Genomic DNA, 20,371 nt, shown 5'->3' with positions numbered 1-20,371 from the left:
GTAAATTTTATACTCACGAATTTAATTTAAACATCGTACGACATATATTTCAAGTGAAAAAATTGTAACACCAAGAAAAAATATATATTACAGATTTCAAAAAAATTCAGTTTTATCTTGTATATATTTAAAATTATTACGCACAATACAAAACTGTACTATATCTAAGAATAATTCTGTTACACACATTACGATTTATGAGTTGCAAACCAACTGTTCAATTGAGCCATCATATTCTCCATTGCTTTCATATTGGAAAACTTAGGTAATTCCACTAATAACGCTTGTTTTGGCATCACTACATTTGGACCTTTCTTTTGGAGAACAAATATACTTTTTGCATTTTTCTCGTTTTTAAACATGGAAACAGGAAGCTGTAATAATCCTTGAATATAGCTTGTTTCTTTAATAAAAGCATGTAGTTTTGGTGCTTGATCACTTTCAAAGATGAAGTTTGGTACTAAGAAGAATAAATAGCCACCTTCTTTTGTATGTTTTACACTTTGTTCAATAAAAAGATGGTGTGCATAAGACATTCCTTCATCTGCTTTTAAAGTATATTCACTTGCACCGATTTCGTTTGGATAAAACCCGATTGGTAAATCACAAACAACCACATCAACTGGATCAATATATAGCGGCGCTAACCCATCTTGATTAAAGAACTCAATTGCTTGCTTTTGTAAATTTGCATTCACTAAAGCAAGCCTAACGAGTAAGTCATCCACTTCTACACCAAATCCACTTATCGTTGTCCCTTCTTGAGCACCATTAAAGATTGTTGTCATTAAGTTTCCTGTTCCAATAGCAGGATCTAACACCGTGATTTCTTTTTGACCCTTCATAAATTTGTGGAACAAGTAGTTCATAAACATCCCAACTGCATCAGGCGTCATTTCATGATTGGCTTGTATGCCATCTTTCATTCCTTTTAAAATGGCAAGCTGAAATGCTTTGCGAAGTTCCTCGCTTTTATATTTTTCTTCATTAAACTTACTATATTCACGATTCAACCGTTCAATTGTTGATTCAGATAATCCCTCTTGCAGAACCGCTCCTTCAAACAGGTTATCCCCTGTTTCCACAAGCGCTTCTAAATATGTTACATCTAATTCTTTACGTAAAATTACGGTAGAAGAATCAAAAATAGAAAATAATGTTTCTACTGTCTGACTCACATACACTCCTCCTTCTGTCAATTACACATAACTTATATCATACCATAAAGTGAAACTTTAATCAGTGGGGAGGTTTCTTCATCCCCACTGATTATTAGCCCTCACCAATCGGGCATTAACGGGCAGTTTATCTCCCAACTAGCTTCTTTGTGCTACTGCACCTTAAGGTAGGAGATTTACTGCCCGTTAATGCGGGGTAATCTAATTTTTTCCCAAAAGAAAAAGCAGCCTCTATGTCATGAGACCGCTAAATTATATCGACGCTTTTTCAAATATATCGACCGTTCGACAATATACAACACGCCTGACAAGAAAAAACGACCTCTATAAGAGATCGTCTTCATTACTTCGCAGCTTTTGCTGCTTCTAATGCTGCTTCATAATTTGGATGGCTCGTACCTTCGCTTACGTATTCTACGTAAACTACTTTGTCGTTGCTGTCTACTACGAATACTGCACGAGCAAGTAAACGAAGCTCTTTCATTACTACGCCGTAAGCTTCACCGAATGAAAGGTCACGGTGATCAGAAAGTGTTGCTACGTTTTCTAAGCCGTTTGCTGCACACCAGCGTTTTTGAGCGAATGGTAAGTCCACACTAATTGTTAGTACTTTTGCGTTCTCAATACCAGCTGCATCTTGGTTAAAACGACGAGTTTGTGCATCGCACACACCTGTATCGATAGATGGTACAACACTAATTAATTTTACTTCACCTTTGTATGTTTCTAAACTTACTGGAGATAAGTCATTTGCTAATACTTGGAAGTTTGGCGCTTGATCGCCAACTTTAACTTCTGTTCCAACTAAAGTGATTGGGTTACCTTTAAAAGTTACGTTTGCCACTTGAAAATCCTCCCTTATTTAAACAAAATATGTACACTGTAAATGATAGTTTGTCCCTATACAGAATGCAAACAAAATCGCTTTATTTACAAAAAAAATAAAGAAGCTAATCAATCGATTAGCTTCTTTTCGCTGTTAGATTTCAAATTCTGGTTCATCGCCTTTTCGCTTCTCCATCATTTCCTTCACTTTATCAACAGCTTGTGGTGCTAACTCAATGATCTTATCAATCACATGTGTCTGTTTATCTAAATGTAACACTTTTACGCCTTGTCCATTTATAACGAGAAAAGCGACAGGGTTAATTGAAACACCGCCACCACTCCCGCCTCCAAATGGATGACGACCAGAGCTCTCTACTTTTCCAAATTCGCTCCCACCAGCAGCAAATCCAAAGCTTACTTTAGAAACCGTTAAAATGACGCTTCCATCCGCCGCTTTAATCGGATCACCGATAATTGTATTTACATCAGTCATTTGTTTTAAATGCTGCATCGCAGTTGTCATTAAACCTTGAATTGGATGATCCATTCTATTATCCCCCTTATGTTTGAACAGATTTTTCTGTTATACCAGATCTTTGTTTTCTCATAAAATAAAGTAACTTCACTCCTGCCACTGCGGCACGATATATACGAAAGGAAGCTGTTAACTCACACCTTGATGCGAATCCCTTCCCTTGAAAAACAGGTGTAATCTCAAAATCCGGTATATCAATAACATGTGTATATTGTCCCAAGATCCCTGCAGCCATTCCTTTTGTCCCCCATGCATACCCGGTGACAATTCCAGTACTAGCCGCATCGCCTGTTCCAATTTGTGAATGCCATTTCCAACTATTGATTTTCACTTTTTTAAGAAAACCTTTAAGGATAGTATGGATCTCTTGAAGCTTTTTTATCAGTTCCCCAATACTATCAAGTTGTGCCATGATTTTATTTTCCATACCGCCATCTTTCTCTGCCTTTTCGATTTTTTGTTCAGTCTTTTTTTGCTGTTTTTCCATTCTTTCCAGCACATCAAATGTATATCGAATCATCCATATCTTCACTTGAAATAAACATTGTTTCTCTATTTCTGAATATAAAAATGTCACTTTCAGCGATATTTTCGACAATAGTATAAGTAAAATGAGCAAGAGAAGAATGCCAATTCCAATTACAAGCCACTTCATTCGTACCATCCTTTCACTCCACATCCATTATCGACAGGTTCAAACAGGATTAAACAAGTAATGATGAAATTGAATATAAAAATTTTTCTAAAAACAAAGAGGACTTTTGACATTTTATATCGAAATATACTATTTGAGCATACCATCAGATTTTTTTCTAATGGCGCACAAAGCTAAATTTTACTGCAATGGAGGGATACAGAATGGCAGATCGTCGCAATTTATTTTTCTTTTATGGTGATGACAAAACAACACTTGTCGAAAAAATGAAGCCTATATATCGTATTTTAGAGGAAAATGGATTTACCATATTAGATCATCCAAAAAATGCAAACGCTATCGTCAGTGTCGGAGATGATGGAACCTTCTTACAAGCCGTTCGTAAAACAGGCTTTAGAGAAGATTGCTTATATGCAGGTATTTCTACGAAAGATGAAATTTCTTTCTACTGTGATTTCCATATTGACCATGTCGATACAGCCCTTCAAGAAATTACACAAAATGAAATTGAAGTGCGAAAATATCCAACAATCCAAATAGATGTTGATCAAGATACATCTTTCCATTGTTTAAATGAGTTTTCTTTACGCTCTAGTATCATTAAAACATTTGTAGTGGATGTGCATGTTGATGATTTATATTTCGAGACATTTAGAGGAGACGGTCTAGTTATTTCTACACCGACAGGAAGTACAGCTTATAATAAGTCATTGCATGGTGCAGTTGTTGACCCATTAATTCCATGCTTCCAAATAAGCGAACTTGCTTCTTTAAATAACAACACATACCGTACACTTGGATCACCATTCATCTTAAATCATGAACGAACATTAACATTAAAGCTTACTCCGGACGGTAATGATTATCCTGTTATGGGAATGGATAACGAAGCACTTAGCATTAAACAAGTTGAAAAAGCAGTTGTTCGCTTAAGTGATAAACAAATTAAAACAGTAAAACTAAAAAATAATTCGTTCTGGGAAAAAGTACAGAGAACATTTTTATAGAAAAAAGAGTGCTGAGGGGGTTCCCAGCACTCTTTTTTCATGATTTACATGTCGTTTTTTTGCAGAAACATTCATATCTTGTGTCGAAACACCAATATTATTTCTGATATACAATTCGACCATCTATTATAGTTACAGTAACTTGAATATCCTTTATTTCCTCTGCTTCAACTTCAAATATATCACGATCTATGATAGTAAAATCGGCTTCATATCCTTTAACAATTTTACCACGCTTATTTTCCTTACCAATCGCATAAGCACTTCCAGTCGTAAATAAGGAAACTGCTTCATATACCGTTAATCTCTCTTCAGGTATGTAACATGTTCCATCAATAAAACTTCGCCGCGTGACTGCACTATAGATTCCTAAAAACGGATTTACTTGTTCAATTGGCGCGTCTGATCCACCGCAACAATGTAATCCCACGCCGAGTAATGTTTTCCATGCATAGGCATACTGAAGACGATGCTCCCCTAACTTTTCAATGACTGAGGGAAAATCAGATGAGACAAATACTGGCTGAATATCAATGATCGCTTGTAAGTTCTTCATACGTTCAATTAAATCTTCACGAGCAAGCTGACAATGAATAATACGATCACGCAGTCCCTCTGCCGGAGGATATAACTCCAGTGCATCAATTACATATTCAAGGGATAAATCACCGATTGTATGAATCGCAACTGGCATCCGTAAATTACGTGCTTTCTTCACTAATCCCGCGAGCTCTTCACGAGAAAAAATAGCTACTCCATTTGTTTCCTTCGCATCTTCATATGGCTCGCTTAATAGTGCTGTTCGTCCGCCAAAAGAACCATCAGAAAAAATCTTCATCGCTCCAAATTCAATATAATGCTCATTTTCATATTCTTTTCGTTCATCTGCCACTTCATGATGAACGAGTAAATGTGCTTTAAAAGGCATTTCCTTTATTACGTGTAAAAATGCATTATACGTTTTTTGAAAACCACCGTAATAATTTAAGTCTTCTGTATGCCCACCTACTAATCCATATTTCCAGCAATCTTGAATGGCTGTTTGTAGCGCTCTTTGCAAATAAGCTTCATCAATTTCCGGCTGGACATGCTTAATTAATTCTTGCGCTTGTTCATACAACAGGCCTGTTAGTTCTCCGGATACTCCACGCCCAATCTTTCCACCTTTTGGGTCTGACGTTTCTGCTGTTATATTTGCTTTTTCGAGTATGTAAGAATTCACCCATGTCACATGACGACAAACACGCTTTAATAAAATGGGATGCTCCTTAGAAATGGCATCTAAATCACGAACGTGGACGCTTTTGGTATCTGTGAAATTATTTTCATTCCAGCCTTCGCCAATAATCCATGTACCTAATCTTGTTTCTTTCACTCGTTCAGCTACAAGCTCAATCATTTCCTTATAAGACGTACAAGCGGATAAGTCTAAACGGAGCAGTCGTTCTCCATGCCCAATAAGATGCATATGACTATCCACAAGGCCTGGAATCATCGTTCTCCCCTCTAGATTCCGCACCTTCTCAGACTCATAACGACTCTCTAAGTCCTTTTTATTACCCGTATCTATAATCACCCCATCTTCTACATAAACAGCTTCAACCATTTCGTTCTCTTCATTCATTGTATAAATATGTCCGCCGAACCAAATCTCCCCCATCTTCTCACCCCTTTTCTTTTAGTCTACGAAATTTAAGTGTAGAAAAAAAGCACCACTGTACAAACATGGTGCTTTTCCAAAAATTAATTATGATCAGCTGGAACTGTTGATACTTGCCATTCTACATCAAATTTATCTTTTACTTGCCCATACGCCGGGCTCCAGAAAGTTTCTTGAATTGGCATGATTACTTGACCACCATCTTGCAATTTTTCAAATACTTCTTTTGCTTTTTCTGCATCACTTAATCTAATAGCTACAGTTACTTGTGATCCAATTTGGTACGGTTGTCCTGGGAATGTATCAGAAATCATAAGGTCCGTATTACCGACTTTTAAATGTGCATGTAAAACGCGGTCTTTCACTTCATCTGGAACAGTGAATTCTGGATTTTCAGGCATTTCTCCAAAAGTCTGAATGACTTCAACTTTTGCATCCAATGCATGTTCATAAAACTTCACTGCTTCTTGTCCATTACCATCCAAAACTAAATACGGATTAATACCTAAAATCATAAAAGGCACCTCTTTTTCCAATTTTTTAGTAGTCATTTCACACCACAAACAGAACGTACGTTCCTATAAATGATATCATAATCTTACATGTACTTGCAACAATCTAATTCCATTTTTTCTTACTTTAGCCCTAATCCCATTTCTTGTTTTCTAAGTTCGACGCGTCTAATTTTTCCGGAAATTGTTTTTGGTAGTTCGTCTACAAATTCAATTTTGCGAGGGTATTTATATGGTGCTGTTAATTCTTTAACATGTTCTTGAAGTAAAGGAATCAGTGTGTCTTCTTTTTCTTGTACATTTTCTCTTAAAACGATAAATGCCTTTACGACACTTCCGCGGATTTCATCTGGACTTGCCACAACAGCACACTCTCTTACATACGGATGTTTCACAAGTGCATCTTCAACTTCAAATGGTCCAATTGTATAGCCAGAGCTAATGATAATATCATCCCCGCGCCCCTCGAACCAAAAATAGCCTTCTTCGTCTTTTTTCGCTTTATCACCTGTAATATAATAATCACCGCGAAATTGCATAGCTGTCCGCTCATCATCTTTATAATATTGTTTAAAAAGTGCTGGCGTTTCAATATGAACAGCAATATCACCGACTTCTCCTACAGATACAGGTTGTCCTTCTTCATTTACAATATCTACATGATTACCTGGCGTCGGTTTTCCCATTGATCCTGGCTTAATTTCCATTCCTTTCATAACGCCAACGAGCAACGTATTTTCTGTTTGTCCATACCCATCCCTGACTGTAACGTTAAAATGATTTTGAAATGTTTCTATTACCTCTCGGTTCAGTGGCTCTCCTGCAGATACAGCACTATGTAAAGCCGTTAAATTATATTGCTGTAAGTTCTCTACTTTTGCCATTAAACGATATTCTGTCGGCGTACAGCAAAGCACATTCACTTTATTATCATCTAATAATTGCAAATATGTTTTCGGTTCGAATTTACCGTGATATACAAATCCTGTTGCGCCTGAACCGAGTGTTGCTAAAAACGGGCTCCAAATCCATTTTTGCCATCCTGGACTTGCCGTTGCCCATACAACATCATTCTCCTCTATTCCAAGCCAATTCGGAGCGCTTGTACGCAAATGTGCATATGCCCAAGCGTGTGTATGTACAACGCCCTTTGGATTCCCTGTCGTCCCTGATGTATAGGATAAAAAGACCATATCTTCTCGGTCTGTCTTTGCGATTTCTAATTCATCACTTTCTGTTTCTAACACATCTTTTAAATTAATCCAACCATCTACTGACTGCTCGCTCAGTACAAATTTTCGAAGGGACTCCATCATCTCTACATCTTCAAATTGTTCGATATACGGTTCATAACTAACAATTGCCTTTACTTCTCCATGCCGTAAACGATATTCAATATCTTTTTTCCGAAGCATTTCTGAACTTGGAATGACCACAAACCCTGCTTTAATTGCCGCAATGTACGTCATATACGCCTCAATTAAGCGTGGCATCATAATGAGAAGCTTATCCCCTTTTTGCAAACCACTCTTTATAAAAGCGTTTCCAATTTTATTCGCACCTTGTATTAATTCAAGGTATGTAACCTCTCGTCTATTCCCTTCGTCATCTTGCCAAACTAAAGCCAGCTTCTCTTTTTCATTTGTATATTTTTCTATCTCCGCAACTAAGTTATAAGACGTTGGTGCTAACAATTCTTCTCTATTCATAATCTCATCCTCCTTTATCTATGCCTCCCTTATATAATAAAGAATTTTCAGTAAATTTTAAACCTACTTCTTTTGACAAATTTTTTAGTTACTTGTCGACAAAAAGAAGGAGCGGGAAAACCCGCTCCTTCTAAGCCATCGTATATGGGATTATTTGTGGAAACCGCCTAATTGTTGTTCAGCTAGTGAAACTAGACGTTTTGTAATTTCGCCACCAACAGATCCGTTAGCGCGAGATGTTGAATCAGCTCCAAGTTGAACACCGAACTCTTGAGCGATTTCGTATTTCATTTGGTCTAATGCTGATTCAGCACCAGGAACCGCCAATTTATTTGTGCTTCGTGCCATATAGTATCACCTCCTTGTGAGTATAGAGTGTGATAAACCATATGACTTCATACATATCTAATGATGGTAATTTATGGTTTTAGAAAAGATCTTCAAATTGTTCTTCTTCGCTCACTTCTACTGTTTGTAATACCATCTTTTCTGTATTAGCAACAGCTGCTTCAATAAGTGATGTAAAGTCATATTTTGATTCAAAGCGATTTGCTTTTTCACGCTTCGGTTTTGTCGATGGACTTGCTGGTGTGAATACTGTACAGCAGTCTTCATACGGACGAATCGAAATATCATATGTTCCAATTGCATTTGCAACTTTAATAATTTCTAGTTTATCCATCGTAATAAGCGGGCGAATTACTGGATAGTTTGTAACCTCATTAATCGTATGCATACTATCTAACGTTTGGCTCGCTACTTGTCCAAGACTTTCACCCGTTGTTATCGCAAGTGCATTACGCTCCTCTGCAATACGTTCTGTAATACGCATCATCATACGGCGCATAACTGTCATAGAATAACTAGATGGAATTTCCTTATTAATTGTTTTTTGCACTTCAGTAAACGGAACAAGGTGAAGCGTCACACGTTTACAATACTTTGTTAACTCTTGTGCTAAATCAATTACTTTTTGCTTCGCACGCTCACTTGTGAATGGCGGACTATGGAAGTGAACTGCCTCCACTGATACACCGCGCTTCATTGTTAAGAAAGCAGCTACTGGGCTATCGATCCCACCAGAAAGAAGTACCATTACTTTTCCGCCAACGCCAACTGGTAATCCGCCAGCTCCCATGCGCTCATCACACATAATATAGCTATAACCGCTGCGAATTTCTACACGAACATTTACATCTGGATTATGAACATCTACTGTAATGTCTTCTGTATTATCTAAAATATAGCCGCCAATCTCCGGAAGCAACTCCATCGTCTGCATCGGGAAGTGTTTATAAGAACGGTGTACTGTAATTTTAAATGTTTTAACATCGCCTTTTACTTGTAAGAAAGCAGCAAGCGCTCCTTTTTTAATGTCTTCTAATTCTGACGGTACTTTCATTGCTAAGTTAAACTTATGAATACCAAATACATCTTTCAATCTCTCTGTAATCGCCTCATGATCTTCACCATTTAACTGAATGTACATGCGGTCGTGTGTTGCATCGATTTTGATATTTGGGAATTTCTTTAATTTAAATTTAACGTTATCTTTTAACGTGTTTACAAACTTAGAACGGTTTTTTCCTTTTGTCGTCATTTCTCCATAACGAACTAAAATATATTCATATGTCATCATATTTCTTTACCTCATCACTTCATATAATTTTGGCAATGTTTCTTTTATAATTTCTTCAAATTGTGTTACTTCTTCCATCGTATTTTCAGGTGCTAAACTAATGCGAATCGCACTCGCTGCTGCAGCATGCGGTATTCCCATTGATACTAACACACGACTCACTTCATTTGCTTTTGAGGAACAAGCTGATTTGGTTGATACATATACGTCACGTTCTTCTAGAGCATGAACCACTACTTCTGGTTTCAACCCAACGAATGATACATTTAAAATATGCGGCGCAGCATACGCAAGCGATGTATTAATTGTTACATCTTCCATTCCCTTTAAGAAACGTACGAGTTCTGCTTGCAATTTCTGTAAGTGGTCACTCTTTTCTCTCATATGTTCCATTGTCATACGTAGTGCCTTTACCATCGCGACAATACCAGGTAGGTTCTCTGTACCCGAGCGATAACGCAGCTCCTGCTGACCACCTGATAAAATCGGATCTAATCTTACACCATCGCGTACATATAAAAGTCCTGTTCCCTTTACGCTATGAAATTTATGTCCAGATATCGAACAAAGATCAATATGAGAAGCATATAAATCAAGTGGTACTTTTCCAATTCCTTGTACATGATCCACATGGAATCTTATTTTTGGATAGTTCGCTAGCAATTCACCAACTTCAGAAACAGGTTGAATCGCCCCTGTTTCATTATTCACATGGATCATTGAAACAAGGATTGTATCCTCACGAAGCGCTCGTTTTACATTTTCTACTGATACAATACCATGTTCGTTTACAGGTAAATAGGTAACATCAAAGCCGAGCCCTTCTAATTGTTTATATGCTTCAAACACAGACGCGTGTTCAATATTTGTTGTAATAATATGCTTACCACGAGAGCGGTTCTTCATCGCTATTCCTTTAATCGCAAGGTTATTCCCTTCCGTTCCACCCGATGTGAAAATAATCTCGGAAGGCTTAACATGAAGAAGCCCTGCTGCAATCGTTCTCGATTGTGTTAATAAACGCTCCGCTTCTCCCCCGAGCGAATGAATAGAAGAAGGATTCCCAAAATATTTTCCTGCAACCGTTACGTAAGATTGAAGGACTTCTGGATATGGTTTCGTCGTCGCACTATTATCAAAATAGATCATCGTTCTTCCCCTTTCAGCGCTGTCACATCATATAATCATATCACAAATACGTGCAATTACGCTAAACATACTCAAAGGTTCCATTTTTCAATACAGAAGTATACTTCTATATTTTGAAACGAAAAACACTGCTGTATTCCGCTATTCATTATAGCAATATCGCTCTAGAATTTACACAGATCCAGTGCAAAAAAAACAAACCCCTTTTTCATCAAGGGGTTTGTTCATTATCAACAAATTCAGCAATTTTTTGTACAACACCAGGTTCAAGTTGTTCCAAAACAGAAGCTGCTTGTTCTAAAGCTGCATCATATTCATATTCGCGGAACAATCTCTCTGCATTCTCTAAGCTTTGCGCCAAATCCACATCATGACTACGGTAGCGATTACCATATTGGATTAGCTTTTCTACTAAGTACGCTTGTCCAATTAACTCCTGCGTCTTTTCATATACACCGTTTACCATTGTATATGTTTCTTCTAACATACTATTTACAACATTCATATTTAGTGGTTTTAATTCTAACTGTTCATATACACCTTGCATTGCCTCTTGCCCTCTTTGTAAATCTTCCATAATGCTTTCTGGAAGACCTGGTAAGTTAGACTTTTGCATAAAGCGTTTAGCTTCTATGATCATATTACGCATTTCATTTAATTTCTCACGCGCTTCAAATTCTTCTTTACGCATCATTTGCAACATATCTTTATACTCTACATGAAGTACCTTCAATGTTTCACATTGCTCATAAATCTCTTCCAGTTCTTCACGAATAACAGAGAATGCAATATCTTGCTCTGCAACACGTAATTGCAATACTTCAAAGCGTTTCATTAAAATATGCATTTGTTTTTCAATCAACTTTTGTGATTCAATGTCTTTGTCTTGCAGCTGATAGCTTTGTTTCACAAATTGCGTTTCGGATTTTGTCTCAATTGCTTTTTCATGAATTTCCTCTAAATCTTCGTAAATACTAACTGACTTTTTCTCTACATAATGCTTCGCATGTACTTCTTGTTCTAATTGATCATACAACATATCCAAACTCTTTTTTAAGCCTTCTATTTTCTCGTTTACTTCTGTTATATGAAGCTCTTCTAAATCAATCAGACATGTTTGTAGTTGTTTGTTCATATCCCGTACTTCTTTAGGGATTTCTAAATGATTTAATACATACCCTTGTTTTTTCATATCATCGTGACCTTGTAATAAATCATCCAATTGTACCAGTAATGTTGCTTGACACTCCACTAATAAATCAGGAATTTCATGAACGATAATTTCTAAGTTCGCCAATCCATCTTCCAAACTTTTTACAATATCACGTGCCTTTAAATAATCACCGTTTGCCGTTGTCTCGTCAAACTCTTGAAACTTCGCTGATTCTATATCAAGTAACTCTTCAATTTTCTGTTCGGATTGTCCAAACATATGACGATGAGCCAATACATTCTTTTTCATACTACGATATGTATCACGTAAACCTTCAATTTCCGAACTATTTTTCTCATAGCTCTCTAATAATTGCTGTAGCTCATTTAAAATCTCCGTAATGCGGTTATCCGCTTCATCTAAATCACGAATGGATTCACTCATCAAACGCTTTGCTTTTCGGAAGGAAAATTGTGAGGCTGACTTTTGGGCATTTTCTAATGTTTTATCAGCTTTTGGCAGAAGGTTTGCAACAATTTCATCCCATTCTTCACGCCACTTTCCAAACAGTTCCTCTGTTTGTCCAGTCATATTTAAATCCTTAACCCGTTTCAATTCATCTGCAACAGGTTTATCTTTGACTTCTTGTTTCCACTGCTCAAGTGCTTCAATATCTTTATATAAACGATTTCTTATCACGAGCTCTATCATGAGCAGCACTAGAATAGAGCTTACTACGATGATAACGATCGTCAGAATAGAATCCATGTAAAATAGCCTCCTATTATATCTCTTTTTTTGTCCGTTCCGTTTATGAAATGGAAGGCATTATGTATAAAAAGGGAAATCCCCTATATTTAACAACTAACAATGTACTAATCATACCATGTAATGACGTGTTTTTGACCTAGTTTTTTTTAAAATTTCTTGTTTCTTTTGTTGCGTTTGTAATATTCCTTCTAAAAATTTCTCGATTTTCTTTTTCCATACTCCGTTGCATTTATAAACATTTACTGGAAAGACTGTAATAAAGATACATCTTCTCTATGGGATATAAAATAAACCACTCTCGTTAACGTTGGCTCCACATGTATAATACGAATCCCATCTTGCACTGCCTGCTCCACTGCAATTTTTGGCAACAACGTAATACCCAGGCCAGCCCGAACCATCGCAAGCATCGGCTCAGCGTAGGATGTTTCTACGGCGATAGTAGGCGTAACACCTATCCCTTTGAACATTGTCATAATCATTTTTCTAATATCGCAAATTTCCGGATAAATAATAAGTTTTTCATACTGCAAATCTTTTATTTGAATCGTATGTTCATCTTTATAGGCATGTTCATCCGAAACAACACAAACAATATTTTCTCTTCTTACTTCTTTTACAAGCTTTGCTCCTTCCACGATTGAATCAACTAACATTGCGTCAATCTTTCGCTCCCGAAATAATTCCATTAGCACTTTCGTATGTTCAATTTGCCATTCTACTTCATATATTTGTTCTAATGTACCTCTGCATTTTGATATGTAATGAGCAGCTAAGCTCGGCAATACCCCAATTGAAATCTTTTTCTTCTCTTGATACTCTTTCAACTCTCCTTTCACATCATTTATTTGTTCTATAATTGGCTCAATCCGTTTTATAAATAGCTCCCCAGCCTCTGTTAATTCCACTCCTTGTGCAGACCGTTTTAATAACTTGACTCCTAAGTCCGCCTCTAATCTTTGAATTTGTTTACTGAGGGCTGGCTGCGAAATATGCAGAAGTTTACTCGCTTTCGATAAACTTCTTGTATGTTTCACCTCAATAAACGATTGTACTGCTTCAAAATCCATATGATACACACCTCTAACCAAAAGTTATAACCGCTATAAAAAATCAATATTTCCTATCCATAGAAAGCGAGCGCTATACTCATCTCATGCTTATTTTTATGAACTTACTATAATATCGGAATAAAAAGGAGAAAGATACTCGTGAGTAAAAAACAAATGCTACTTGGGTCCCTTTTATGCTTACTTGCCGTAACAGCTTGGGGATTTATGTTTCCTGTTATGGCCAGCGCTCTGCAGTTTATAGATCCATTCTTTTTCACAACAATCCGCTATGGATCCGCAGCTATTATTTTTACTGTTCTTCTCTTCATGATTGAAGGAAAAGTCGCTTTTCACTTAGAAAAACAAGCTCTCCATTTGTTATTTTATGGTACAGTCGGTTTTGCCGGATACGGATTTCTTGTTTTCTATGGACAGCAATTAGCAGGACCTTCAGGGGCTATTCATGCAGCCATGATTCAATCTCTTATGCCGCTGCTTGCTTTACTATTACAATGGATCTTAAAAAATAAAAAACCACAAAACTATACATTTCTTTGTATGCTTTGTGCACTTATCGGTGTTATGCTTGTCATTTCAAAAGGTAATATTCACCTATTATTTGGAGCCGCTAGTCATGTCTCCACAAATCTATTTATGTTATGCGGCGTGATGTGTTGGGTCATTTATACAAATGGTGGTTCCCGTTTTCAAAATTGGTCACCGCTTCGATATACAGCACTTACTTGCTTATTCGGATCCATTTCACTCGTCCTTATTGTGGCTTTGCTAACGTATACAAACTTGATTTCTGTACCGCCTCTCCATACAATCGTCACAGTTCGCTTTGAGCTATTTTATATGTCGATTATCGCAGGAGTTATCGCCGTCTTTTGTTGGAATATGGGCAATCGATATATTTCATCCATTAACGGTATTTTATTTATGAATTTAGTTCCTGTACTGGCACTTATCGGATCGATTTTTCGAGGCTATAAAATTGAAGTAATTGAAGTAATTGGAGCGATGATTACCATTATCGCTTTACTATGCAACAACTTATGGCAACGAAAGCAAGAGCGTATCCAAGAAGAAATCACTTCTTGAAAAACACGCCAAAAAATATCCCCACCTAAAATATGGCGGGGGTATTTTACATATGGACTGCTCTCGGTAACGGATAATACATATGCGTTAAACATAATATTTGTTCCATCCATTGCTCTACTTCTTTCGTATACATTTCCAAAAAGAATGTTTCTGATGGAAACGAATGCAGTACCTCCGATATATATTGTGGATATAAATACGGCATGTTTATCATGCCCTTTAATTGCGTCATAAACATTGTAAAAGACACCTTTTGAAACTCTTGCTGCACTTGCCCCTGCTTAATGATTTGCTCTATATAATATCTTTCTTTAGAAAAATAAACAGTCATCACTTCCCGGATCAACGTTGTATCAATTGAAAGCTCTCGGTAAAAAAACCGAGTAAGTTCCCTATGCTCAAACTGATAGCGTAAAATTCCTCGTACAATTTGATTCATCACTTCTTTAGCTGGCAAATACTCTCTTTGTTCAAATGACCTTTCAATTACCTCGACATATCCTTCTAAAAAATCAGTTATAAGCTGTTCTAATAAACCTTGCTTTCCAGCAAAATAATATGAAATATTAGCCACATTCACATCCGCCCGCTTTGCAATATCTCGCACCGATGTTCCATCGTACCCTTTCGTATAAAACAATGAAATTGCCGCATCAATTACCTTTTGTTTCGTCTGCTTCATGCGCTCACTTCCTCTCACCCTGAACAGCTATAATGTAAATTTCTTGACTTTTAAGACAAATTCCTTTAATTTTCTATCGACAAAGTCATATGAAATACAGCGTATTTTGCTATAATTTTACATTTCTCGATAGAAAGGGTGCCGTTTCCATGTTTACAAAAGAAGGTTATGCAGGATCACGTGAGCAGCAATATGAAACAGTAATCAAACAACTTAATGCATTGTTAACAGGTGAATCAAATGTGGTCGCAAATTTAGCAAATGCTTCTGCTCTTTTAAACCAATTTTTAGAGCGTATTAACTGGGTTGGCTTTTATGTGACAGAAGGAAATCAACTTGTACTCGGGCCATTTCAAGGAATGCCTGCGTGCGTTCGTATTCCATTTGGACGCGGTGTTTGCGGCGTAGCAGCTGAAACAAAAACAACGCAACTTGTTGCAGATGTTCATCAATTTCCAGGGCATATCGCTTGTGACAGCGCTTCTAATTCCGAAATTGTTGTACCGATTATAAAAGAAGGCACCGTCATCGGTGTACTCGATATTGATAGTCCTGAAAAAAATCGTTTCGATGAAGTGGATCAGCACTACTTAGAGAAGTTTGTGGAAACGCTCCTCAAACATATGTAAAAGATGCGAGCCATCTATTTAGTAAATCGATGGCTCATTTTTTCATTCCCCATTCACATGAGAAAATGCATTCGATTACTTCTGGAACGCGTACGCTAAATCCGAGACAATATCCTCCCATGATTCTAATCCAACAGATAAGCGTATTAAATTATCAGAAATGCCCATTTCATGGCGTACTGCCGCTGGAATGACAGCGTGCGTCATCGTTGCTGGATGTTGCACTAACGTCTCTGTGTCACCAAGACTCACCGCAATTGTAATAAATTGCAATTCATTCATGAATGCCTGTGCTTCTTCTTTTCCACCTTTAATCGTAAATGAAATCACACCGCCTCCGCGCTTCATTTGAGACAATGCTATTTCTCCTTCTGGATACCAAACTGCCTCAACACTTTCGTGATTTTTCAAAAAGGCCACGACTTTTTCCGCATTATCACAGTGCCGGTCCATTCGTACAGCTAACGTCTTTAAACCACGCAGCAAAAGCCATGCATCAAAAGGCGCCATAATTCCGCCAATATCTTTTCGAATCGGCCGAATTTGTTCAGTTAGCTCCTTCGTTTTACAAACCATCACACCAGCAACAACATCACCGTGACCGCCAATATATTTTGTAGCACTATGAAGAACAACATCACAGCCGAGTGTAAGAGGCGTTTGTAAATAAGGCGAGCAAAATGTATTATCGACAATGACAAGCAGTTCATTTTGTTTTGCCACTTTAATAACCTTTTCTAAATCGATGAGCTTCATTGTCGGATTAATGGGCGTTTCAACAAATATCAACTTTGTATTTGGACGCATACTTGCCTGAATCTCTTCTTCTGTTTCCATATCACATAATGAATGTGTAATCATAAACTTCTCTTCTAACACTTCTAAAAAACCGTACGTACATCCATACAAACCGTTTGAACAAATGATATGATCTCCAGCACGTAAAAATGCGAGAAGTGTCGCCGAAATTGCGGCCATTCCAGAACCGAACGCTAACGCCGATTCTCCTCCTTCTAAAACAGCCATACGCTCCTCAAACAATTCCACAGTCGGATTTCCAAGTCTTGAATAAATGTAAGATGGGTCCTGCCCAGCGAAACTTGCTTCTCCTTGCTGCGCTGTTTCAAATGTATACGTTGAAGTTTGAAATAGCGGTGGCGTTAAACTCCCTTTATGCATCTTGGAATCATACCCGTGATGAATCAGCGCTGTTTCTATCTGTTTCTTTTTCATACAAACATCCCCCTTATGTTTCTATTTTATGTAAGCGTTTTCTATCTGTTGCTATCCTTTCTTTCATGTTGTTTTAAATTCCTTCTTGTAATTTCCAAACTTTACATGTATAAAACAAAATACGAACTCACTTGACGAAATAAGATTCAAAAGATATAATAGCGTTTGTGTAAAATAAAAAGGCAGCCTTGTAATGTGAGTTTATTGTTTGTATTTTGTTCCTCTTGTGTGAGGTGTATCTCGTAACTCCCTGCTGCTGGAGCGAAGGTACATGAAAACAAAATGCGCATAAATGTCGATTACGTCTGTTTTTATTTTACGAAAATAAAAACACTTAAAGGAGGAGTCAACTATGGCTCGTTATACAGGTCCAGCTTGGAAACTGTCTCGTCGTCTTGGAATCTCTCTAAGCGGCACAGGTAAAGAATTAGAAAAACGCCCTTACGCACCAGGTCCTCACGGTCCTAACCAACGTAAGAAACTTTCAGAATACGGTTTACAATTACAAGAGAAACAAAAACTTCGTCACATGTACGGCATGACTGAGCGTCAATTCCGTCGCACATTTGACCAAGCAGGTAAAATGCCAGGTAAACACGGCGAAAACTTCATGATCCTTCTTGAAGCTCGTCTTGACAACCTAGTTTACCGCATGGGCTTAGCTCGCACTCGTCGTGCAGCTCGCCAATTAGTAAACCACGGTCACATCATGGTTGATGGTGCTCGCGTAGACATCCCATCTTACCGTGTAAAACCTGGTCAAACTATCAGCGTTCGCGAAAAATCTAACAACCTTGTTGTTGTTAAAGAAGCGATCGAAGTTAACAACTTCGTACCAGAATACTTAACTTTCGATGCTGATAAATTAGAAGCTACTTTCACTCGCTTACCAGAGCGCGCTGAATTAGCTGCTGAAATCAACGAAGCGTTAATCGTAGAGTTCTACTCTCGTTAATGATGAAAAGCCGATCCTTTGGATCGGCTTTTTTCGTTCTTATAGCACTTATTAAAAAAGGATGATAACGAAAGCGAACGCTACCTTTATCATCCTTTTTTAACTTACCCTTATATATAAAATAAAGTTTATTTATCTTCTTGTTTCTCCACATACACATAAGCATCTTTAGAATTTTTATGTACATCACTTTGTGTATTCTCCGCAAGCTGACCAGCATTTAGCAAAGAAAAGATGATGAGCGCTTCTAGTGACATTTTCTTTTACCACTCCTTTCTTTTATCTTATACATATATCATACTCCTCACTTGTGATTTCCGTATGAACATAGAAAGAAGATTAAAACAAAAAGGCTTTGAGGAGTATGTCTCCCCAAAGCCTTTTTTATAAACCTGTATTGATTAGTAACGAATTAAGAAATATTTCTTTTTACCGCGGCGGATAATTGTAAATTTACCTTCAATGCGGTCTTTTTCTGTTACAACATAATCTAATGCTTGTGTACGCTCACCGTTTACGTAAATTGCACCATTTGTTACATCTTCACGCGCTTGGCGTTTTGATGGTGAAATTTTGCTTTCAACAAGCAAGTCGATTAATACTGTATCTTCTGCACTGCGTTCTACAGATGGTACATCTTTGAAACCTTGCTCAATTTCGTTTGCAGTTAGTTCAGCTACAGAACCGCTAAATAATGCTGCAGAAATTTTAATTGCTTGCTCTAATGCTTCAGCGCCATGAACAAGTTTTGTCATTTCAGAAGCTAATGCTTTTTGTGCTGCACGTTTTTCTGGTGCTTCAGATACTTGTTTTTCTAGCTCAAGAATTTCTTCATGAGATAAGAATGTGAAGTATTTTAAGTATTTTACAACATCGCGGTCGTCTGTGTTGATCCAGAATTGGTAGAACTCGTAAGGAGTTGTTTTCTCTGGATCTAACCAAATTGCGCCGCCTTCTGTTTTACCAAACTTCGTACCATCAGATTTCGTAACAAGCGGAATTGTTAAACCGAATGCTTTCGCATCTTCTTCTGATTTACGAATTAATTCAAGACCAGCTGTAATGTTACCCCATTGGTCACTACCACCGATTTGCAGACGGCAACCTTGTTGTTGATATAAGTTTAAGAAGTCATATGATTGTAAAATCATGTAACTAAATTCAGTAAATGAAATACCAGTCTCTAAACGAGATGCTACTGTATCTTTTGCTAACATATAGTTTAAACCGAAGTTTTTACCGATGTCGCGTAAGAATGTAATTACATCTAAGTTACCAAGCCAATCATAATTATTAGCCATCGTTGCTGGGTTTTCTACATTTTCAAATTCTAAGAAGTTTGAAAGCTGATTTTTAATACTTTCCGTGTAGTAAGCAACTGTATCTTTCGTATTTAATGTACGCTCTGCTTTTTTACCACTTGGGTCACCGATCATACCAGTACCGCCACCTACAAGTGCGATTGGTTGATGACCAGCTAATTGGAAACGACGTAGCATTAATACTGGTAACATATGACCAATGTGTAAGCTATCTGCCGTCGGATCAAAACCACAGTATAATTTAACGCTTTCTTTTTCTAATAATTGTTGTAAACCTTCAGCATCTGTTTGCTGATTAATTAGTCCGCGAAATTCAAGATCTTGTAAAATACCCATATCCTACATACTCTCCTTTAAATTAATCGAGCGCGAAATTTGAAAACATAAAAAAATCGCCCCTCAAATAAGGGACGATTTTGATTATCGCGTTACCACCCTAGTTGCAGGCAAAAGCCTACCACCTCATTCACATAACGGCTCAGCACCGTCTTTTCCCTTTTGAATACGATTCAATCGAAAAAAGATGCTCTAGGGGCGTAATTCGCGATCATCTATGTGCTGATTTCCACCGACCATCAGCTCTCTAAAACAGGGA

20 protein-coding genes and 1 other annotated feature (1 of these 21 only partly in view) are annotated in these 20,371 nt (G+C 37.4%); of the genes, 4 read left to right on the top strand and 16 right to left on the bottom strand.

Annotated elements, in window-relative coordinates; all coding sequences use genetic code 11:
- Positions 1-188 precede the first annotated feature (188 nt).
- From JDS96_RS10770 to JDS96_RS10755, 4 genes are all read right to left on the bottom strand, one after another.
- Complete coding sequence (locus JDS96_RS10770) at positions 189-1,178, bottom strand: class I SAM-dependent methyltransferase (protein WP_199666771.1); 990 nt, start codon at positions 1,176-1,178, stop codon at positions 189-191.
- Between the two features lie 343 nt (positions 1,179-1,521).
- A complete protein-coding gene (gene tpx, locus JDS96_RS10765; protein ID WP_003201032.1) occupies positions 1,522-2,022 on the bottom strand; it encodes a thiol peroxidase in 501 nt (166 codons plus the stop codon).
- A 135-nt stretch (positions 2,023-2,157) separates the two neighbouring features.
- Entirely contained in the window at positions 2,158-2,553 is a 396-nt protein-coding gene (gene ytfJ, locus JDS96_RS10760) for a GerW family sporulation protein (RefSeq protein ID WP_006096135.1), read from the bottom strand.
- Between the two features lie 13 nt (positions 2,554-2,566).
- Positions 2,567-3,205: a DUF2953 domain-containing protein gene (locus JDS96_RS10755; protein WP_199666770.1), complete on the bottom strand. Its 639-nt coding sequence runs from the start codon at positions 3,203-3,205 to the stop codon at positions 2,567-2,569.
- A 194-nt stretch (positions 3,206-3,399) separates the two neighbouring features.
- Here JDS96_RS10755 and JDS96_RS10750 point away from each other — a divergent pair, with 194 nt between their 5' ends.
- Positions 3,400-4,203 (top strand): NAD kinase, encoded by an 804-nt coding sequence (locus tag JDS96_RS10750; protein ID WP_199666769.1) that lies wholly within the window; start codon positions 3,400-3,402, stop codon positions 4,201-4,203.
- A 97-nt stretch (positions 4,204-4,300) separates the two neighbouring features.
- Here JDS96_RS10750 and JDS96_RS10745 read toward each other — a convergent pair whose 3' ends face one another.
- The 8 genes from JDS96_RS10745 to JDS96_RS10710 form a co-directional block, all read right to left on the bottom strand.
- Positions 4,301-5,863, bottom strand: a complete 1,563-nt coding sequence (locus JDS96_RS10745; protein WP_199666768.1) for an amidohydrolase — start codon at positions 5,861-5,863, stop codon at positions 4,301-4,303.
- Positions 5,864-5,946: 83 nt separating this feature from the next.
- The gene (locus tag JDS96_RS10740; protein WP_199666767.1) at positions 5,947-6,378 is read right to left on the bottom strand and encodes a VOC family protein; all 432 of its coding nucleotides are present in this window, start codon (positions 6,376-6,378) and stop codon (positions 5,947-5,949) included.
- A gap of 119 nt (positions 6,379-6,497) precedes the next feature.
- Positions 6,498-8,084, bottom strand: coding sequence for an acyl-CoA synthetase MbcS (gene mbcS, locus JDS96_RS10735; protein WP_199666766.1), 1,587 nt, complete (start codon positions 8,082-8,084; stop codon positions 6,498-6,500).
- Between the two features lie 150 nt (positions 8,085-8,234).
- Positions 8,235-8,432 carry an alpha/beta-type small acid-soluble spore protein gene (locus JDS96_RS10730; protein ID WP_017153881.1) on the bottom strand — a complete coding sequence of 66 codons (198 nt, stop codon included), beginning with the start codon at positions 8,430-8,432 and terminating at the stop codon, positions 8,235-8,237.
- 79 nt (positions 8,433-8,511) lie between these two features.
- Positions 8,512-9,723 (bottom strand): tRNA uracil 4-sulfurtransferase ThiI, encoded by a 1,212-nt coding sequence (gene thiI / locus JDS96_RS10725; RefSeq protein ID WP_199666765.1) that lies wholly within the window; start codon positions 9,721-9,723, stop codon positions 8,512-8,514.
- 6 nt (positions 9,724-9,729) lie between these two features.
- Complete coding sequence (locus tag JDS96_RS10720; protein WP_199666764.1) at positions 9,730-10,872, bottom strand: cysteine desulfurase family protein; 1,143 nt, start codon at positions 10,870-10,872, stop codon at positions 9,730-9,732.
- A 211-nt stretch (positions 10,873-11,083) separates the two neighbouring features.
- Positions 11,084-12,793 carry a septation ring formation regulator EzrA gene (ezrA, locus tag JDS96_RS10715; RefSeq protein WP_199666763.1) on the bottom strand — a complete coding sequence of 570 codons (1,710 nt, stop codon included), beginning with the start codon at positions 12,791-12,793 and terminating at the stop codon, positions 11,084-11,086.
- Between the two features lie 242 nt (positions 12,794-13,035).
- A complete protein-coding gene (locus JDS96_RS10710) occupies positions 13,036-13,866 on the bottom strand; it encodes a LysR family transcriptional regulator (RefSeq protein ID WP_199666762.1) in 831 nt (276 codons plus the stop codon).
- A gap of 141 nt (positions 13,867-14,007) precedes the next feature.
- Here JDS96_RS10710 and JDS96_RS10705 point away from each other — a divergent pair, with 141 nt between their 5' ends.
- Complete coding sequence (locus JDS96_RS10705; RefSeq protein WP_098160177.1) at positions 14,008-14,952, top strand: DMT family transporter; 945 nt, start codon at positions 14,008-14,010, stop codon at positions 14,950-14,952.
- A gap of 46 nt (positions 14,953-14,998) precedes the next feature.
- On the opposite strand, the gene refZ is transcribed toward JDS96_RS10705, so the two are convergent.
- The gene (gene refZ / locus JDS96_RS10700) at positions 14,999-15,637 is read right to left on the bottom strand and encodes a forespore capture DNA-binding protein RefZ (RefSeq protein ID WP_018764506.1); all 639 of its coding nucleotides are present in this window, start codon (positions 15,635-15,637) and stop codon (positions 14,999-15,001) included.
- Positions 15,638-15,786: 149 nt separating this feature from the next.
- Between refZ and JDS96_RS10695 the strand changes: the two genes are divergently transcribed.
- On the top strand, positions 15,787-16,266 hold the full coding sequence (locus JDS96_RS10695) for a GAF domain-containing protein (RefSeq protein WP_003208691.1): 480 nt from the start codon (positions 15,787-15,789) through the stop codon (positions 16,264-16,266).
- 75 nt (positions 16,267-16,341) lie between these two features.
- On the opposite strand, the gene megL is transcribed toward JDS96_RS10695, so the two are convergent.
- On the bottom strand, positions 16,342-17,499 hold the full coding sequence (gene megL / locus JDS96_RS10690; protein WP_199666761.1) for a methionine gamma-lyase: 1,158 nt from the start codon (positions 17,497-17,499) through the stop codon (positions 16,342-16,344).
- Positions 17,500-17,851: 352 nt separating this feature from the next.
- On the opposite strand from megL, the gene rpsD reads away from it, so the two are divergent.
- The gene (gene rpsD, locus JDS96_RS10685) at positions 17,852-18,454 is read left to right on the top strand and encodes a 30S ribosomal protein S4 (protein ID WP_003201150.1); all 603 of its coding nucleotides are present in this window, start codon (positions 17,852-17,854) and stop codon (positions 18,452-18,454) included.
- Between the two features lie 128 nt (positions 18,455-18,582).
- Here the strand turns inward: rpsD and JDS96_RS10680 are convergent, their stop codons facing one another.
- Both JDS96_RS10680 and tyrS read right to left on the bottom strand, forming a co-directional pair.
- Positions 18,583-18,711, bottom strand: coding sequence for a transporter (locus JDS96_RS10680; RefSeq protein WP_199666760.1), 129 nt, complete (start codon positions 18,709-18,711; stop codon positions 18,583-18,585).
- Between the two features lie 144 nt (positions 18,712-18,855).
- Positions 18,856-20,112: a tyrosine--tRNA ligase gene (gene tyrS / locus JDS96_RS10675; RefSeq protein WP_003201146.1), complete on the bottom strand. Its 1,257-nt coding sequence runs from the start codon at positions 20,110-20,112 to the stop codon at positions 18,856-18,858.
- Between the two features lie 67 nt (positions 20,113-20,179).
- Positions 20,180-20,371: a binding site (T-box leader), on the bottom strand (it continues 34 nt past the right edge of the window).

This window comes from Bacillus cereus group sp. N21 (assembly GCF_016483395.1).
GTDB classification, from domain to species: Bacteria; Bacillota; Bacilli; order Bacillales; family Bacillaceae_G; genus Bacillus_A; species Bacillus_A pseudomycoides.
This window is presented reverse-complemented; position numbering and strand designations above follow the sequence as displayed.